The sequence below is a fragment of the Novosphingobium barchaimii LL02 genome, from assembly GCF_001046635.1.
Taxonomy (GTDB): Bacteria; Pseudomonadota; Alphaproteobacteria; order Sphingomonadales; family Sphingomonadaceae; genus Novosphingobium; species Novosphingobium barchaimii.
The window spans coordinates 21,716-37,231 of the sequence record NZ_KQ130458.1 but is presented as its reverse complement, the minus strand read 5'-3'; the positions used below and the strand labels follow the sequence as shown (position 1 = coordinate 37,231).

Sequence of the window (15,516 nt, the reverse complement as noted above, 5' to 3'; positions counted from 1 at the left end):
AGAAGACCATGAACCGTGCACGACTGACCATTGCCCTCGGCCTCGCCGCCCTGACCGCCGCCTGCGGCAAGAAGGCGGAGACGCCCGTTGCGGCCGAGACCAACCAGGCGGCGCCCGCCGCGACCATGAGCGGCGACATGGGCAACATGGCGATGGCGCCAGCGGCGCGCACCGCGATCAAGGCCAAGGGCCACGGCACCGTCACCGCGATCGACAAGACGGCGGGCACGATCACGCTTAACCATGGCCCGATCCCCGAAGCCAATTGGCCGGCGATGGCGATGGCGTTCAAGGCGGCGCCTGCGATCACCGATGCGGCCAAGGTCGGCGACAAGGTCGATTTCGACCTCACGCTGACAGGTAATGCGGGTGAAGTGACTGCGATCCACACGCAGCCCTGACCAGTTGATCGTGGTGCCGTTCGCCACCGCCTCACCATTATGATGCAGCATCGGCCTGCGGAGGCAGCTTCGCCGGCCGATGCTGAAAAAATGCACGTTTGATATCGCGCAATGACGCACCGGCCAAAGGGACCGATTCTATCCCGTGAGGCCGTCGACCAAAGCGAGTTGGCTTGGGACATTTACGGATAGAGCCAAATTCGTTGTTCCATGATCTTCGGCCCCGAATTGCAGATCACTGGAGGGCATGATCATGGTTTCGATGCGCAAGATTACGACCATATTGGCTTTGACCGCTTCTTCCCTTGTGCTGGCCGTTCCGGCCGGCGCGCAGTCGAACGGCGGCCCCGGCACGATGATGGGTCCGGGAATGATGGGTCCGGGCATGATGGGTCCGGGGATGATGGGCCCCGGGATGATGGGTCCGGGCATGATGGGTCCCAATGGGTGCCCCCACTGCGGGATGATGTGGAATCAGCGGCAGGCCAATCTGAACCTTTCGATCGCCGATGTCCGCGCCAATCTCGAGCAATGGCTTCAATGGAATCAGAACACCCGCCTCAAGGTTGGCCGGGTCGTGGAAACCGACGCCAACACGATCACCGCCGACATCGTGACGGCGGAAGGCAATTCGCTGGTCGAGCGCTACACGGTCGATCGTCATTCGGGCTTCTATCGCCCGGCCCGCTAAGATGATGTGGTGGGACCGAGCCTGTGGCTCAGCATATTGGACCGCCGGTTGGGGGGTGATGCACGCGATCATCCCCTTGACCTTGCTTGCATTCCTGGTTTTCGGCGTAATCCTGCTGGTCCGCAAAGGCCGCTCCGACGCGCCGCTCGAGAAACGCAGCGGGCTGGAGATCCTTGACGAACGCTACGCGCGGGGCGACCTCGATCGCGAGGAATATCTGCAGAAACGCAAGGACCTGGAGGTTGGGCCGTAGGTCCGCGCCGCCCCTCTCGTCAGAGGGAGGCGATCGCGCGCTGCAACTTGTCCCTGACCTGCTGAGCTGCCGATTTCAGTTCTGTATTATCGATCGCCTGCATTGAGGCAACGGGATCGATCGCGGCCACCTCGACCTGTCCGTTGCCGACATCCTGCACAATCACATTGCACGGGAGCATGGTCCCAACCTTGTCCTCGATCCGAAGCGCCTCATGGGCCAGCGATGGATTGCAGGCGCCAAGAATGCGATATTCGCGGAAATCAACGTTGATCTTCTTTTTGAAAGTCGCGCTGATGTCGATGTCGGTTATGATCCCGAAACCCTCTTGCTTCAGGGCCTCGGTCGCACGCTGGACTGCTTCGGTGAAGCCCATCGACAGCGTCTTGGCAAAATAATAGCTCAATGTTTGTCTCCGATGTGCGGTTGAGATGACAGGCAATGACCGAATGCGGCGCGCATGCTGATCACCCCCTTACGGGCCATTGCAGTAAGGCACTGTTAGTCGAAGGCGGTCGCCGGTTAAGTTGCCTCTCCTTCATTTAAGCAAGATGTAAAGACCGACCGCGACCACCATGGCAGCAAAGCCGCTTCGCGCGACCGTCACGCGCGTGGCGAGCCAGCGCGAAACCGGCAAGCCCAGCGTCGCACCCGCGACACCGCCCGCCACCAACGGGGTGAACAGTGCCCAGTCGACCAATCCCGAGACGGAGTAGCTGATACTCGTTGCCCCGCCGAACAGGGTGACGGACACGAGGCTGGACGCCGATGCGTTGGCAAGCGTCATGCCGGTCGAGGCCATGAGGCCGGGCGCAATCAGGAAGCCGCCGCCGATGCCGAAGAATCCGGCCGCGAAGCCGGCTGCCAAGCCCACAGGAGCCAGCTTCCACACCATCGGCGGGGTCAAACGGACGCCGGGGTCACCCTCACTCTTGCGCGGCATCAGCATCGAGATGGCGATCGCGATCATCGCCAATGCGAACCAGTGCAGCAGGGCCGCACCGTCGATCATCTTTCCGACCTGCGCTCCGGTCAGTGCGCCGACGAGTCCGGCCGCAGCAAAAACGCTGGCACAGGGCCATTTGACGGTGCCCGCACGCGCCTGGGCGGCAAGGCCGGTGGCGGCGTTGACCGCGACGGCCGCGGCAGAGGTGCCGATGGCCACATGCGTATCCGCGACGCCCACCACATAGATCAGCCAGGGCGTCGCCAATACCGAGCCCCCGCCGCCAAAGACGGTGAGCAGCAGGCCGATGAGGACGCCGCCGAGGGCCGCAAGGAGGAGCGTTTCCGTCACGATGTCAGGCAGCGCGAGCGCGGCGGTTCCAGGGGGCCAGCATCAGAAGCCGCGCCATACCGCAAAAGCCGGTGGCCCCGGCAAAGGTCAGGCCCGCGCCGACAAAGGCGGACAGGCCGAACCAGCCGGGTGCCACGACGAAGCCAAGGATGACTCCGATGAGGACGAGCAGGCCCGCCGCAATCTGGACCTGCCGCATGATTTCCAGCGGTGCCTTGGCGTCCACGGCGACCGGCAGGCCCGCCTTGCTCCACGCGTCGATGCCGCCCTGAAGCACATAGGCCTGGCCGGAGACGCGCGCGGCGAGGCGATCACAGGCTCCAGCCGTGCGCATGCCTGACCGGCAGGTGAAAATGACCTCACGATCGGGCTCGACAGTCAGGCGGGCCGCCTCCCAACCCGATAGCGGCTGGGAAACCGCGCCGGGAATATGGCGTCGGGAAAATTCGTCCGGTTCCCTGATATCGACCAAAATGGCGCTGCCATTTGCGAGCCGACGGCGGGTGTCGTCGGGCGAGAGTGGGATCAGACCCGCAGTCATGGCGTTGGCTCCTCATCGGTTGGGCAGAACAGTTCGGCGAGCGTGGCGATGACGCGCAGCGCGGCCGGATCGACAATTCGGTAATAAATGGTTTGCGCAGCGCGCCGGGTAGCAACGATGCCCTCTTCACGCAGCAACGCCAGATGCTGCGACAGCGCGGACTGGCTAAGCCCGACGCGCGGCTGGATCTGACCTACGGAGAGTTCCCCATCGGCAAGCTGACACAGGATCATCAGTCGCCGCTCGTTGGCGAGCACGCGCAGGAGCGTGGCGGCGCGAGCAGCGTTGGCCTCGAAGGTTGTCAGGTCGAATTTGGCGAGATCGAGCATGCTCCAATTATATTCATTGATTCTAATTTAGCAAGTGTTAATATGAAGGATATTAGGAGGTAACCTCGTGTCTCATGCTCTCCCCGTCTCCGCAGCCAGGCCCGCCGTGCAAGGGTTCTTCGATCCCGCGACCAATACCGTCAGTTACATCGTCCATGATCCTGCGACCAAGGCGGCCGCGATCATCGATCCGGTGCTGGATTTCACAGCGCGCAATGGGCGTACCAGCACTGCCAGTGCGGACGCGCTGCTGGCGGCGGTCCGCGAGCAGGGACTGGATCTGCGCTATTTGCTGGAAACCCATGCCCATGCGGACCATCTTTCCGCCGCGCATTATCTGCGGGCGCAGACCGGCGCCCCGGTCGTCATCGGCGCGCGCATCACCGAGGTTCAGGCGATCTTCGGCGATCTGTTCGAGGCGAATGACGTCGCACGCGACGGCAGCGCTTTCGATCGGCTCGTGCGCGAAGGCGATGTGCTGCCGCTCGGTGAGCAGAACTTGCATGTCATGGACACGCCGGGACATACGCCCGCCTGCGTCAGCTATCTGATCGGTGATGCCGCGTTCGTCGGCGACACAGTGTTCATGCCGGACTACGGCACTGCCCGGGCGGATTTCCCCGGCGGCGATGCCGCAACGCTTTATCGCTCGATCCGCAAAATACTCGACCTGCCCGCCGCGACGCGCGTTTTCACCGGGCATGACTATCCCCCGGCATCCCGCGCCAAACCTGCTTGGGAGGCGAGCGTCGCCGAGCACCGAAGCAACAACCTTCATGTTCGTGATGGTGTTGGAGAGGCCGAATTCGTGGCAATGCGCAAAGCTCGCGACGCCGGGCTCGAAGCGCCGCTGCTCATTCTGCCCTCCCTGCAGGTAAACATTCGCGCCGGTGAAATGCCGCCGGCTTCGCCTTCGGGACATGTTTACCTACGCTTGCCGGTCAACGCGATTTGAGGCTTCACGAGCTGGTGATGAATTCGCGAGCGCTTTGCCTTTCGTCGCGCCTACGACGTCAAGCGCGCCATCCCCCCGGCTCGGCGCGCGGGGGGGAAGGAGGGCATGCGGACCTGACTTCGCTTCCGCAAGGCCAGTTAAATACGGTTGGTCTCAGCGCACTTCACACGGTCTCGATCTTCAGGGCAATTGAAGTTCCGACACTATAAGATGTTGGCGGTCGTAAGGAGCAGAAGGACGCCGAGCATCCCGCGATAGACGACGAATGGCCATGCAGAAAAGCGCTCGAGGAATCGCATCAGCGCCCAGATAGCCACAAAGGCCGAGATCGAGGCGGTAAAGAGGCCGAGTGCCAGCACAGACCAGCCATGCAGGTCGAGTCCCACCCGATGAAGTTCCCACAGCTCCTTGAACCCGGCGAGCGCGATCGCCGGGATGCCAAGCAGGAATGAGAACCGGGCCGCTTCTTCGCGCTTGAATCCGAGCGCGAGCGCGGCGGTGAGGGTCGATCCGGAGCGCGATACGCCGGGGATGAGTGCGCCAACCTGCGCGAGACCGACGAGCAGCGCATCGGCCAGCGATGAAGCCTCGATGCCACGGCGATGGCGTGCCAAAATCTCGGCGAGACCCATCAGCACTGCCATCGCGATGCAAGCCCAACCGATCACCGGCAAGGCGCGAAAGGGCGAGTTGCATGTGTTGAGGCTGTTCGACAGCAGAGCGCCCGCTAGCACGATCGGGACCGTCGCGAGAGCGATCCAGATTGCCAGACGAAGATCAGGATCAGCGAACTGCCGACGACCGATTGCCGATACTGAACCGACCGCTAGGCGGCGGACATCCTGCCAGAAATAGCTGATGACCGCGGCGAGCGCGGCGAGCTGCATCGCGGCTGAAAAAGCCGAGCCGGGATCCCGCCATCCCAACAGAGCCGGGACGACCCGCATATGGGCTGTTGACGAAATCGGCAGGAGTTCGGTGATACCTTGCACCACGCCCAAGAAGGCGACCTTGGCATAGCCCAGTGTCACGAAGCCCGTGTCGACGCCCGCGGCACATTGTCCGGTCATAGCAGTGCGGTCCTATTGGGTGGTGGGTGAGCGTAGATCGTTGCTTCGCTGCCTGGGTAACCGGATTATCGAACTCGCTGGTCGCGACCGACAAGACGCATACCATTGAGCACGACCAGGAGCGAAGCGCCGACATCCGCCGCGATCGCGCCCCAGAGCGAGGCCATGCCAAGCAGAGTCAGACCTGCGAAAACGAGCTTTACCGTCAGTGAGAAGCCGATGTTCTGCCGGATGACGGCGAGCGTCGCCCTGGAATGCCGAATGAGCCACGGCAGGCGGGAGAGATCGTCCTGCATCAGCGCGATATCCGCCGTCTCGATCGCCGCATCGCTGCCAATCGGGCTCTGTTGCAAAAATCGTGAAGCTTGAGCATGCTTGGCGGAGATTGGACGGACGGAACGATGACGGATTTCAAGTGGCGCCATTTCCAGGGTGATGTGATCCTGTGGGCGGTGCGCTGGTATTGTCGCTATCCGATCAGCTATCGCGACCTTGAGGAAATGCTGGCGGAACGCGGCATTTCGGTCGACCATACGACGATCTATCGCTGGGTCCAGTGCTACGCCCCGGAGATGGAGAAGCGGCTGCGCTGGTTCTGGCGGCGTGGCTTTGATCCGAGCTGGCGCCTGGATGAAACCTACGTCAAGGTGCGGGGCAAGTGGACCTACCTGTACCGGGCAGTCGACAAGCGGGGCGACACGATCGATTTCTACCTGTCGCCGACCCGCAGCGCCAAGGCAGCGAAGCGGTTCCTGGGCAAGGCCCTGCGAGGCCTGAAGCACTGGGAAAAGCCTGCCACGCTCAATACCGACAAAGCGCCGAGCTATGGTGCAGCGATCACCGAATTGAAGCGCGAAGGAAAGCTGGACCGGGAGACGGCCCACCGGCAGGTGAAGTATCTCAATAACGTGATCGAGGCCGATCACGGAAAGCTCAAGATACTGATCAAGCCGGTGCGCGGTTTCAAATCGATCCCCACGGCCTATGCCACGATCAAGGGATTCGAAGTCATGCGAGCCCTGCGCAAAGGACAGGCTCGCCCCTGGTGCCTGCAGCCCGGCATCAGGGGCGAGGTGCGCCTTGTGGAGAGAGCTTTTGGCATTGGGCCCTCGGCGCTGACGGAGGCCATGGGCATGCTCAACCACCATTTCGCAGCAGCCGCCTGATCGGCGCAGAGCGACAGCCTACCTCTGACTGCCGCCAATCTTTGCAACAGAGCCTTCCGCCTCATTCATCGGCCATTTTACCGTCTGGGGGCGGCGCTCGACCTTGAATTCCGCAACATCGCGCCGTCGCGTACGATTGATCGTGGATCCCAGCAGCGACATCTCTTCGATCCGCGCTGCCAATTTCACGCGGTTTGCCGGGGTATCGACGATGCCTTTTTCGAGCTCTTCGCGCAGGCGTTTCAGCCGTTCGCCGGTCTTGAGAACCCGTCCCTCGGGGAGATCCCCGACAAGCTCCGCCAATTCGTGCATCGGCACGCGCGTGTCGCGTGCCGCTTCCCAAGCCCGCACCAGCGGGACATTTTCTTCCTGGAGGATATCGAAGAGATATTCCCGTTCGAACGTGTCCGGATCGATGAGCTTCAAAAGCGCGCGCAGGTCGTTGGCGCGCAGATTGATCGGGGTGGCCGAAAGAAACAGCGAATAATCGCTCACATCGGTCACAAGCTTTGCCAGCTTGTGGTTCATCGTCTCGGCATTGCGCAGATGATGTGCCTCATCGAAGATCGCGAGATCGAACAGATCCTGAGCCGAATCATTGAGTAACCGCGCGAGGTCTGCGCGCGCACCCGAGGCGGGCTCGTCAGGATCGTCCCACCCGCGCGGCGGACGGATGGCGGACAGCGATGCGATGACCTGAAAACCCTCGCGACGCTCCTGGTCGTCACGCAGCGTGTCGAGCAACTCGGCGGCACCGCAGATACGCGCGTCGACATTGAATTTGTTGCGCAGCTCAGCCCGCCATTTTTCGACGAGCGGCTTGGGGCAGACCACCAGCAGTCGACGGCAATCGTGATTCCGCGCCACCAGCTCTGTCCAAATGAGCCCTGCTTCGATGGTTTTACCGAGACCGACTTCATCGGCGATGAGCAAGCCACGAGAGGGCGCGTTCAGGAGCTTGAGGACCGGCTTGAACTGGTAAGCGTGAAACTCGGTGTTCGTCGCGCCCATGCTGTAGATCATGTCGGCAAGGCGGCCCGTCATGCGCAGATGGGTCAGAGCGCGTCGCAAATCGGTTGGGGCGGAGAGTTTGCCGTTTCGCAGATCCACGAGCGCATCGGGGGCGGCCAGGACATGTTCGAGCTGGTTTGCCGGCAGACTTCGGCGGCCTGTCGGAAGCTCAATCTGAAAGAAGGTGCGTCCTGCTCGTTCTTCGGGCGGCCGGTCGGTTACGACACCGACAACCGCCGGATCGTTTTTCAGCCGTACCCGTTCGCCTGCCTCGAACATAGTGAAACTTCCCCCCTAACAGGATGATCAATAGAAAGCCGACAGCGTCAAGTGTCAGGCGAATGTTAAATCATTCAAAATCTGCGCCATTCACTTTGGTAGATGCTGGCATTGATAGATGTGCGCCGCACTCTCTTGCGACGGGCGGAAGTAACTTCCCGGACCGTTCGGGCATGCAGGAAATTCATCGAGTCGATCCTTCGTCGTCCTGGGTGGGGCTATTATAGCTTGCATGGGTGACAAATTCTGTCGCTGCCGATGGACCGCTCGGCTCGGCGATGGTCAGCGTCTGTCTGCTGGGTGCAACCGGAAGGAGCAACGCCATCAGGTTCCTTGTCCGTTGTCGGCTTCCTGGTCGGCGCGCGGGGCCGAGCAAGCCCGCATAGCGGGCTTCTCCACTGCGTTGCGACCCTCCGGGTGCACGACCCCGCTATGACGCCGCCCTTGGGGCGCCTGTCGGAAGGCCCCGATGGGCGGGGCTGATCCAGACCGGAGTCACAGCCATGCCGCAGCCTTCTCAACAATCGGCAGACCGAGCCGAGCGGATCGACCGCATCGCCGCACTGAATGACAGCCTGCGGAGATCTATTTGCAGCCCTGGCCGAAACCAGATCGTCATGACCGCGGGCGTTGCCGCGCTGGTCGGGGATGTTTCCCTCTTCCGCGGATTTCGCAGACGCGCTGAGATCCTGCGCACGGTGCGAAACTATGACAGCTTCAATTCCGACAACGATCCATTGGGCGAGCATGATTTTGGTCGCTTCGAATATGGCAGCGCCATTCTCTACTGGAAGATCGACTATTATGATCTCGAGCTTGCCTGGGGCTCACCCGATCCAGCCAATCCCGACGTCACCACTCGGGTTCTGACGATCCTACTCGCCGAAGAATACTGATCGGCACGGCCATCCCCCTGACCGGGGGGATGGCCGTGAAAAGTCTGCTTGAGCAGACTGCGCGCAAAGGATCTCCAAGCGCCAAGCGCGCTTGAGGAGGGGAGGGCGCACTGGAGCGTCGCCCCCGTGCGGCCAGTGCAAAGCTGTGAGCCGACGCGGGATCAGACCGTTTGAGGAGCTACCGTCATGTCCGCTTATTTCGCCGCCCATCCCGATCACGCGATCCTCTTTGCGTTCGGCTGTTTTGCGCTCACCGTCTACCTGTTCCGCTATGTCGGTCCCGGCATTGGCGGTGGCGGCGACTGGTCATCGCGTGACCATTATGAGCGCAATCTACGCGATGGTCCGGACGACTATTGTTGAGCTGGCCGCACCGATGAGAACGATCGCCGTGAGCCTTCTCAAGGGCGGGGTAGGCAAGACCTTCCTCGCCACGCATCTCGCCTGGTATCTGGCCGAACCGGCAGGACGCCGGGTCGTGTTCGTCGACCTGGACCCGCAAGGCAGTTCGTCGCGCCGTCTGGCCCGCGAGCGGCCGGGTGGCTTCGCGGCCGATCTCTTCGATCCATCGGCGGCGTTTGCCGCCGATGGCCGGGTCGGGCTCACTTTGCTCGCCGCCGACCAGCGTTTGCAGATGATCAAGTCGGCGCAGGATGTGCGCGACTTTCTCGGCCGCTTTCCTGCGCTTGCGCCCCATTTCGACCTCTGCGTGATCGATACCGGTCCCAAATGGGATGAGCTGACCCTGAGCGCTCTCGCGGTCGCCGATGCAGTGATCGCGCCGGTCCAGGTCGCCGAAGATTCGGTCGAATGCGCCAAGATGCTGCTGACCGCGCTGCGCAAGGCCGAGGCGGCGAGGGCAGGGCGCAAGATCGATTTCCTCGGATTGCTGCCATCGATGGTCAACCCGTTCGACCGGCGCGAAATAGACAATGCCGTCAAGCTCGCTCACGCGGTGGGCGAGCGGCTGATGTTCCCTGCGTTCATCAAGGCGCGACCGACCTACAAGCATGCGGCGGAAAATCATCGACCGGTCTGGATGGAGAGTGGTGGCGGCGCCAAGGCGGCGGCCGAGGAAATTCGGCCGATCCTCGCCGAGATCGAACGGCGACTTGGTTCAGCGCCAGCGGCCGCCACCTGATGGGTAAGTTCGATGAACGCATCGAGGAGTTTGGCCTGCTCGTCGGCGCGCATGAAATGGCGCGCCGGGTCGAGGATATTCCTTTGGAGCGGGTGATCCCCGACCCCGGCAATCCCCGGCGCAGTTTCGACGATGACGCCCTGGCCGAGCTTGCGGCCTCCATAGCGGCCCGCGGGGTCTTGCAGCCGATCACGGTTGCGCCCGCCGACGCCGCCGGCTTGCATCGCATCCGTTTGGGCGAGCGGCGCTTTCGTGCCTCCCAGCTCGCGGGCCGGGTGACGATCCCGGCGATCGTCGTGGCCGAGGGGGAGGGAACCCATCTGCTCGCCGATCAGATCGTTGAGAACGATCAGCGTGCGAACCTGTCTTCGGTCGAGCTCGCTCATGCGATTGCCCGTATGCTCAAGGGCGGCATGAGCCAGGTCGAAATCGCCGCTGCGCTGGGCCGCTCCAAGCAGTTCGTCTCGCTCTATGCAGCCTATGGTGACATGCCTGCCTATCTCAGGGAGGTGCTCCCGCGCGCGCCGATCCGGCTGCTCTATGACCTGCATCGCACAGCCAGGGATTATCCTGCGGAAGTCGAGGCCTATGTGGGCGCCTGGGATGAGAGCGGCGCGACATTGGCGGAAGGCGCGCGGTTCATTGCCGGGCTGAAGAGTAAGACGGACGTTCCCAGCATTGAGGCAGCGCCGATGCAGGCCGCGGCGGTGACCGTCGCCCGTCCCCAACCGCGGGCAGGGACTGAGCCAGTCGCGCGACCAGGGGAGCAAACGCCAGAGGCCAGCCTTGCCGTTGAAGTCGATGGCCGTCCCGCGCGTCTTGTCCTTGGCCCGCGTGTTGTCGTGATCTTCGGCGATGGTTCTCGGCAAGAGGTGGCGACCGAACGACTTTGCGCCGCGTCTGAGGGACGTCCCGACGCCGCGATGCTCTGATCCTCTTCCTCCGCGTTCGCATATCCTGTTCGTGTGGATGTCGGCCGCGCCCCTTTCGGGGCGCGGCCTTTTCCGTAGGTCCGAGCTGGGGCGGCGCCGTTGGCGCCGCCCTTCGTGGATCAGGCGTAAATGATAGGCGCATTTTACCAAATAGTGTCGAAGTCTGCTCAAGCAGACTATCAGATGAGTTGAGTGAAGGTGAGGGCCGGATAGGCGTGACGCCGGGGATGTATGACAATAGCCTTTGATGCATGCCCGTCTTCACCTTCCGTCTCGACGATGACATCGCCCAGCGCTTCGATGCTGCGGCGGACAGCGCCGGTGGCCGCTCGGCTTTGCTGCGGCGCCTCGTCATGACTGCAGTGGACGCGGAGGCGGGCGGGACGCCGGGACCAGTCCGCCGGCGGGAGCGAACAACACGGCGGTTTGAGATCCGGCTGACCGATGCGGAAATTGCCGCGCTGGATGCCGAGGCCGATGCTTTGGGTATGAAGCGCACCGACTGGGTGACGAGGCTTGTGCGGCGCCGCCTGCATTCTGCGGCGCCGCTGCCGCTTGAAGAGCGGGCGGCAGTGGCTCAGGCGTGGCGCGAGCTCAACCGGATCGGCATCAATCTCAATCAGGCAACGCGTGCGCTCAATGCTTCGGTGATGGTCGAATCCGGGCTCGATGTCGCGCGCGAGGCGGCGCGGGTGGCAAGCTTTCGGACGGAAATCCGGATCGCGCTTGCCGGTCTCGGCGCCGCGCTCAAGGGCGATCTTGCCTATTGGGACAGCCTTGATGCTTGAGGAGGAGGGCATCCTGCCGCTGCCCAGCCTCATGGAGGCATGGCGGCCGCCCACCGGTGGGAAACGGATACTGCGGGGGGCTTATGTGCGCGTCGGACGGGGCGGATCGGGCCGGGGAGGGCAGGCGCGCGCCGCGCCGCTGAGCCAGTCCGAGGCTCGGGCCAAGCTCGAGCGGATCGTGCGCAAGGCCCCGGAGGTCATGGTCAAGGTCTCGGGCAAGCAATATGGCGCGCATCATCTATCCGAGCATTTCGACTATGTTGCTCGGCACGGGAAGCTCGCGGTGCGCTCGAGCGAGGGTGAGATCATTGACGATCCCAAGCGCCTGAAGGAGATTGCGCAGGACTGGACCATGCTCGACGAGGCGATGAACGAGCATGGCCGCGATCGGCCGACCTCGCTGTCGCTGGTCCTCTCCATGCCCGGCGGTTCGACCGATCCCGAGACGCTGCAGGACGCCGCCCAGGCGTTCGCCCGGATCCTGTTCGAGGACAATCACGCCTATATGCTGGCGCTCCATACAGATACCGATCATCCGCATGTCCATCTGACGGTGGCCACCGAAGGTGCGGACGGCACGCGGTTCAATCCGCGCAAGGCCGACCTCCATCATATGCGAGAGACATTCGCGCATGAGCTACGGGTGCGCGGCATCGCGGCTGAGGCGACGCCCAGACGCGCACGCGGTCACGTTCAAAAGCGTGTGCGCTCAGCAGCGCTGCATCTCGATGCTCGGATCGGTCAGGAGGGGCGCCGGCTCAATATGGATGAACTCAACGTGCTGCGCGCTCGGGCCTTTGCGCGCGCGCGCGATGAGGAACGGCGGCCGCAAGACGTGATGGCGCTGGTTCGCCAGAAGCAGATACGCGGTGCTTATGCGGAGGCGGCAGTGGCGCTTGCACGCACCGGCGAGGCCGACGACCAGGCGCTTTCCGACGAAATTGCGGGTTTCCTGGCGGCTATGCCGCCGGCGGTCTCCCGACGTCTGGCCCTGGCCCGCGAGATGATGCAGGGGCGGCAAGCGACAGAGCCGGCGCGCGAGCTGGAGGGTGGAGCTGGTCCCGAGCGGCCAGCGCCGGAGCGTGGGCGGGAGCGTTGATTTGCATGGGGCGGTTGATCTTGCGAAGGGATGCTCCCACTACCATGTGCTGGAATGTCTTGGAAAATCGAGAGAACTGGCGCTTTCTGTGGCCATGGCTTGTTAGAAAAAACCATGCTACTATCTAACAGACAGGAGCATGGACATGTCTGCGGTGGCTGACCGGATTATGAAGCGTGTGCGCGGCAAGGGCTGTGGCTGGGTGTTTACGCCCAAGCAGTTCGTCGACTTCGGTACGCGCGGCTCGGTCGACATGGCGCTGTCGCGTCTCGCGCATGCCGGTGACATCCGTCGGATCGGCCGCGGTCTCTACGACTATCCCCGCCAGCATGACAAGCTTGGTGCCCTGAGCCCGGATCCCGGGCAGCTGGCCCAGGCGCTCTCCGCGCAGAGCGGCGATGCGCTCGCGCCGTCGGGAGCGGCGGCGGCCAATAGCCTTGGTATCTCGACGCAGGTGCCCGCCCGGGTGAGCTACGCCACCAGCGGCCGCACCCGCACCGCCAAGGCTGGCGGCCGCAGCGTTACCTTGAAGCACAGCCGCGCGCCGGTGCTCGACGCGCCGGAGTCTGTGAATGCGATCGTCCAGGCGCTCGCGCATCTAGGGAAGGGCAATATCGACGCGGATGTGATCGGGCGCTTCGCCGCGCGCCTCGACGATGCCGGTACGCGCGCGCTGGTCGCGGCCCGCTCGGCCATGCCGGGCTGGATGGGCGACATTGTCCTCAAGATCCAGGCGTCGCGGAGAGATAGGTCATGCAGGGAGAAAGGGTAGCGCCGCTGGCGCCACCAGCAAATCTCCAGATGCAGGGTCGGGCACAAGGATGGGTACGGCCGGATAAAGTGTCGGCCATGTCGAATACTTGGCGATCCATGTCGCGGCGCTTGGAGACAGCCAGCCCGTCAAGGTCGTGATACTCGCATAGCGCTGCGCGAGCGGAAGCGCGATGATGGGTTCATAGTGGGCGACGCGGTTGCGCAATATACGCAGGTCGCGCAAGTCCCGCGCGATCACACCGCGCTGTACGCCTTTGGCCTGAAAGATGGGTCGCAGGCTTTGCCAGAGGTGGTGTGACTTGGGGCCGAAGAGTGACGCCCAGAAGCCGAAGTTCAACTCCGCTACGATCTGCGGACGGGTCGCTGCCTTCCCGTCTTTCTGCAGCGTTTGCCGTGCTTTTGCGATTGCGCCCGTCTGATAGTTCGTCACAAGGATCGCAGGATCGTCGATCCAGGCGGCGCCATGTTGGGCCGCAAGCCGCGCGTCCGCCATGTTACGCAGCACGACCTCGAGCATGTGTAGAGGGCCATAGAGGGCTGCGGAAAGCTGCACATTATAGGTGTACAGGCGCTCTGCGAGCGTCTGATCGGCTCCGGCCCACTTCAGATAAGTGTCGAAGCGGTCAGCGGACAAGGCATGAACGAATGTTGGCACGGGAACCTTTTCACTTGATTTTTAGGCACCCTTGCGCCATATGAGCTGGGTATCCCCCGGCGGTCCCTGCTTTGCAAACCGTCGGGGCACTTTATTTCTAGACATCGTCGATTCGATCTTCAATGCCGTTGCTGGAGCAGCGCAGCGTGAATGAACTCGCGCGCCGCCGGCATGCGAGGAGATTTTGCGTGATCACAGCGAAATACATCCCGTGGGACCCGATTGGCGCGATGCCCGACGACCGAAAAGACGGTCGCCTCATGCTGCTCTGGGAAGGAGATCGTCCCGTAATCGGCCGGTGGGATGACGGGCGTAAGGGATGGGAAGATCCGGAAGGCATGCACCTTTTCGAGGAGATCACCTATTGGGCGGATATCAATTCACCGGAATGACCCTTGCTCGTCGGATGATAAATGATTGATATAAAACGATAAAAGGTTGATAATGTTACTTATGTTAAATCCGGACAATGTGCGGACGGGAGGGAGAGGATGGGAGTTCCGCCCTCAATGGCAAGAACCCGACGCCTGCCAGACGAGGATTGCTGAACTCCGGTCATCCCATGTCCCTCAATGGCGCTGGAGCGCCCGCTTCGCCTCGGCCGTGATCGTATAGACGGCTTCGCGCTGGGCGCCGCGATTGGGATGATCGACCCGATACCCCTGATAGTGGCGGCGCAGCAGGCCGGCGCGGACCAGGTCGGACACGACCCGGCTCACATTCGTCCGGCCGGACCGCAAGATCCGCGACCGAACCTCCTGTTCGAGCCGGCGTTCCATCTCTTCCGGGTCGACCATGCCTGCCCGCGAGATGAGATCGGCGCGTACCGCGTCGATCATGGCGCGCCGCCGACAATCCCGTTGCGCAAGGGGCGCGAGCGCCTGGCAAAGCCAGTCGCGCACCGGCACCCTCCCCTTGCCGCTTCCGACATAGGGACCGACGCTGTCATGAGAACCGGCTTCCTGCGCGATCAGCTTCAGCACCAGCAATGCATAGCGCGGCCGTTTCGATACGGTCGATATGCGTTCGACAAGGTCCGGAAGCGCGGCCGCCCCGCGTCGCGATGACGGGCTGGATGGCGGCGGAGATTGCTCGAAGAGATCGGGCTGGTAGAACATATGCGGAATCTAGCACATGCTGAGTCCGTGTGAATCCCCTCTGCGGCGATCCTCCAACAAAAAGCACGGATGACACTTTACCCGACGGGCGCGGGATTTCGCCGGCACTTTTCACGACAT

At 62.9% G+C, this 15,516-nt stretch carries 22 protein-coding genes; 13 read left to right on the top strand and 9 right to left on the bottom strand.

The window, feature by feature from the left end:
• The first annotated feature begins 8 nt into the window (after nt 1–8).
• The 3 genes from V474_RS20730 to V474_RS20720 all read left to right on the top strand — a co-directional run bounded on the left by V474_RS20730 (nt 9) and on the right by V474_RS20720 (nt 1,345).
• A complete protein-coding gene (locus tag V474_RS20730) occupies nt 9–401 on the top strand; it encodes a copper-binding protein (RefSeq protein ID WP_021243441.1) in 393 nt (130 codons plus the stop codon).
• Between the two features lie 262 nt (nt 402–663).
• Nucleotides 664–1,092: a hypothetical protein gene (locus V474_RS20725; protein ID WP_148649496.1), complete on the top strand. Its 429-nt coding sequence runs from the start codon at nt 664–666 to the stop codon at nt 1,090–1,092.
• 58 nt (nt 1,093–1,150) lie between these two features.
• Nucleotides 1,151–1,345, top strand: a complete 195-nt coding sequence (locus V474_RS20720; RefSeq protein WP_021243439.1) for an SHOCT domain-containing protein — start codon at nt 1,151–1,153, stop codon at nt 1,343–1,345.
• Between the two features lie 19 nt (nt 1,346–1,364).
• Here V474_RS20720 and V474_RS20715 read toward each other — a convergent pair whose 3' ends face one another.
• The 4 genes from V474_RS20715 to V474_RS20700 all read right to left on the bottom strand — a co-directional run bounded on the left by V474_RS20715 (nt 1,365) and on the right by V474_RS20700 (nt 3,512).
• The gene (locus V474_RS20715) at nt 1,365–1,751 is read right to left on the bottom strand and encodes a DUF302 domain-containing protein (protein WP_021243438.1); all 387 of its coding nucleotides are present in this window, start codon (nt 1,749–1,751) and stop codon (nt 1,365–1,367) included.
• Nucleotides 1,752–1,883: 132 nt separating this feature from the next.
• Nucleotides 1,884–2,642, bottom strand: coding sequence for a sulfite exporter TauE/SafE family protein (locus V474_RS20710; RefSeq protein WP_021243437.1), 759 nt, complete (start codon nt 2,640–2,642; stop codon nt 1,884–1,886).
• 4 nt (nt 2,643–2,646) lie between these two features.
• Nucleotides 2,647–3,183, bottom strand: coding sequence for a rhodanese family protein (locus tag V474_RS20705; RefSeq protein ID WP_021243436.1), 537 nt, complete (start codon nt 3,181–3,183; stop codon nt 2,647–2,649).
• Nucleotides 3,180–3,512 carry an ArsR/SmtB family transcription factor gene (locus V474_RS20700; protein WP_021243435.1) on the bottom strand — a complete coding sequence of 111 codons (333 nt, stop codon included), beginning with the start codon at nt 3,510–3,512 and terminating at the stop codon, nt 3,180–3,182. The genes V474_RS20705 and V474_RS20700 overlap by 4 nt, the downstream gene beginning before the upstream one ends.
• Before the next feature lie 67 nt (nt 3,513–3,579).
• Between V474_RS20700 and V474_RS20695 the strand changes: the two genes are divergently transcribed.
• Nucleotides 3,580–4,467 (top strand): MBL fold metallo-hydrolase, encoded by an 888-nt coding sequence (locus V474_RS20695; RefSeq protein WP_081659623.1) that lies wholly within the window; start codon nt 3,580–3,582, stop codon nt 4,465–4,467.
• Between the two features lie 203 nt (nt 4,468–4,670).
• Here V474_RS20695 and V474_RS20690 read toward each other — a convergent pair whose 3' ends face one another.
• Both V474_RS20690 and V474_RS20685 read right to left on the bottom strand, forming a co-directional pair.
• Nucleotides 4,671–5,537 (bottom strand): undecaprenyl-diphosphate phosphatase, encoded by an 867-nt coding sequence (locus V474_RS20690; protein ID WP_021243433.1) that lies wholly within the window; start codon nt 5,535–5,537, stop codon nt 4,671–4,673.
• Nucleotides 5,538–5,602: 65 nt separating this feature from the next.
• A complete protein-coding gene (locus V474_RS20685; RefSeq protein ID WP_236711371.1) occupies nt 5,603–5,962 on the bottom strand; it encodes a hypothetical protein in 360 nt (119 codons plus the stop codon).
• Between V474_RS20685 and V474_RS20680 the strand changes: the two genes are divergently transcribed.
• Entirely contained in the window at nt 5,939–6,703 is a 765-nt protein-coding gene (locus tag V474_RS20680; RefSeq protein WP_001389365.1) for an IS6-like element IS6100 family transposase, read from the top strand. The two genes, V474_RS20685 and V474_RS20680, sit on opposite strands and share 24 nt — an antisense overlap.
• 18 nt (nt 6,704–6,721) lie before the next feature.
• Here V474_RS20680 and V474_RS20675 read toward each other — a convergent pair whose 3' ends face one another.
• Entirely contained in the window at nt 6,722–7,993 is a 1,272-nt protein-coding gene (locus V474_RS20675) for an SNF2-related protein (protein ID WP_236711370.1), read from the bottom strand.
• A 503-nt stretch (nt 7,994–8,496) separates the two neighbouring features.
• On the opposite strand from V474_RS20675, the gene V474_RS20670 reads away from it, so the two are divergent.
• The 7 genes from V474_RS20670 (at nt 8,497) to V474_RS20645 (ending at nt 13,621) form a co-directional block, all read left to right on the top strand.
• Nucleotides 8,497–8,889: a DUF3768 domain-containing protein gene (locus tag V474_RS20670; RefSeq protein WP_037508254.1), complete on the top strand. Its 393-nt coding sequence runs from the start codon at nt 8,497–8,499 to the stop codon at nt 8,887–8,889.
• A gap of 186 nt (nt 8,890–9,075) precedes the next feature.
• Nucleotides 9,076–9,252 (top strand): hypothetical protein, encoded by a 177-nt coding sequence (locus V474_RS26315; RefSeq protein ID WP_020820482.1) that lies wholly within the window; start codon nt 9,076–9,078, stop codon nt 9,250–9,252.
• A gap of 13 nt (nt 9,253–9,265) precedes the next feature.
• On the top strand, nt 9,266–10,030 hold the full coding sequence (locus tag V474_RS20665) for a ParA family protein (protein WP_037508252.1): 765 nt from the start codon (nt 9,266–9,268) through the stop codon (nt 10,028–10,030).
• Nucleotides 10,030–10,962 (top strand): ParB/RepB/Spo0J family partition protein, encoded by a 933-nt coding sequence (locus V474_RS20660; RefSeq protein ID WP_051924112.1) that lies wholly within the window; start codon nt 10,030–10,032, stop codon nt 10,960–10,962. The genes V474_RS20665 and V474_RS20660 overlap by 1 nt, the downstream gene beginning before the upstream one ends.
• A gap of 251 nt (nt 10,963–11,213) precedes the next feature.
• Nucleotides 11,214–11,750 (top strand): plasmid mobilization protein, encoded by a 537-nt coding sequence (locus V474_RS20655; protein ID WP_007684581.1) that lies wholly within the window; start codon nt 11,214–11,216, stop codon nt 11,748–11,750.
• Nucleotides 11,743–12,849 carry a relaxase/mobilization nuclease domain-containing protein gene (locus V474_RS20650; RefSeq protein ID WP_007684583.1) on the top strand — a complete coding sequence of 369 codons (1,107 nt, stop codon included), beginning with the start codon at nt 11,743–11,745 and terminating at the stop codon, nt 12,847–12,849. Before V474_RS20655 ends, V474_RS20650 begins: the two co-directional genes overlap by 8 nt.
• A 139-nt stretch (nt 12,850–12,988) precedes the next feature.
• Nucleotides 12,989–13,621: a DUF6088 family protein gene (locus V474_RS20645; protein WP_007684585.1), complete on the top strand. Its 633-nt coding sequence runs from the start codon at nt 12,989–12,991 to the stop codon at nt 13,619–13,621.
• Here V474_RS20645 and V474_RS20640 read toward each other — a convergent pair.
• Nucleotides 13,601–14,257, bottom strand: a complete 657-nt coding sequence (locus V474_RS20640; protein ID WP_021223787.1) for a hypothetical protein — start codon at nt 14,255–14,257, stop codon at nt 13,601–13,603. The two genes, V474_RS20645 and V474_RS20640, sit on opposite strands and share 21 nt — an antisense overlap.
• Nucleotides 14,258–14,466: 209 nt before the next feature.
• Between V474_RS20640 and V474_RS20635 the strand changes: the two genes are divergently transcribed.
• Nucleotides 14,467–14,670 carry a hypothetical protein gene (locus tag V474_RS20635; protein ID WP_007684590.1) on the top strand — a complete coding sequence of 68 codons (204 nt, stop codon included), beginning with the start codon at nt 14,467–14,469 and terminating at the stop codon, nt 14,668–14,670.
• Between the two features lie 177 nt (nt 14,671–14,847).
• Here V474_RS20635 and V474_RS20630 read toward each other — a convergent pair whose 3' ends face one another.
• Entirely contained in the window at nt 14,848–15,396 is a 549-nt protein-coding gene (locus V474_RS20630) for a hypothetical protein (RefSeq protein WP_007688040.1), read from the bottom strand.
• Nucleotides 15,397–15,516 lie beyond the last annotated feature (120 nt).

Coding starts and splice junctions, on each gene's coding strand:
- V474_RS20720 (WP_021243439.1), top strand. CDS start 1,151: ATGCACGCGATCATCCCCTTGACCTTGCTTGCATTCCTGGTTTTCGGC.
- V474_RS20660 (WP_051924112.1), top strand. CDS start 10,030: ATGGGTAAGTTCGATGAACGCATCGAGGAGTTTGGCCTGCTCGTCGGC.
- V474_RS20680 (WP_001389365.1), top strand. CDS start 5,939: ATGACGGATTTCAAGTGGCGCCATTTCCAGGGTGATGTGATCCTGTGG.
- V474_RS20675 (WP_236711370.1), bottom strand. CDS start 7,993: ATGTTCGAGGCAGGCGAACGGGTACGGCTGAAAAACGATCCGGCGGTT.
- V474_RS20670 (WP_037508254.1), top strand. CDS start 8,497: ATGCCGCAGCCTTCTCAACAATCGGCAGACCGAGCCGAGCGGATCGAC.
- V474_RS20665 (WP_037508252.1), top strand. CDS start 9,266: ATGAGAACGATCGCCGTGAGCCTTCTCAAGGGCGGGGTAGGCAAGACC.
- V474_RS20700 (WP_021243435.1), bottom strand. CDS start 3,512: ATGCTCGATCTCGCCAAATTCGACCTGACAACCTTCGAGGCCAACGCT.
- V474_RS20630 (WP_007688040.1), bottom strand. CDS start 15,396: ATGTTCTACCAGCCCGATCTCTTCGAGCAATCTCCGCCGCCATCCAGC.
- V474_RS20685 (WP_236711371.1), bottom strand. CDS start 5,962: ATGGCGCCACTTGAAATCCGTCATCGTTCCGTCCGTCCAATCTCCGCC.
- V474_RS20705 (WP_021243436.1), bottom strand. CDS start 3,183: ATGACTGCGGGTCTGATCCCACTCTCGCCCGACGACACCCGCCGTCGG.
- V474_RS26315 (WP_020820482.1), top strand. CDS start 9,076: ATGTCCGCTTATTTCGCCGCCCATCCCGATCACGCGATCCTCTTTGCG.
- V474_RS20725 (WP_148649496.1), top strand. CDS start 664: ATGCGCAAGATTACGACCATATTGGCTTTGACCGCTTCTTCCCTTGTG.
- V474_RS20650 (WP_007684583.1), top strand. CDS start 11,743: ATGCTTGAGGAGGAGGGCATCCTGCCGCTGCCCAGCCTCATGGAGGCA.
- V474_RS20730 (WP_021243441.1), top strand. CDS start 9: ATGAACCGTGCACGACTGACCATTGCCCTCGGCCTCGCCGCCCTGACC.
- V474_RS20655 (WP_007684581.1), top strand. CDS start 11,214: ATGCCCGTCTTCACCTTCCGTCTCGACGATGACATCGCCCAGCGCTTC.
- V474_RS20690 (WP_021243433.1), bottom strand. CDS start 5,537: ATGACCGGACAATGTGCCGCGGGCGTCGACACGGGCTTCGTGACACTG.
- V474_RS20645 (WP_007684585.1), top strand. CDS start 12,989: ATGGACATGTCTGCGGTGGCTGACCGGATTATGAAGCGTGTGCGCGGC.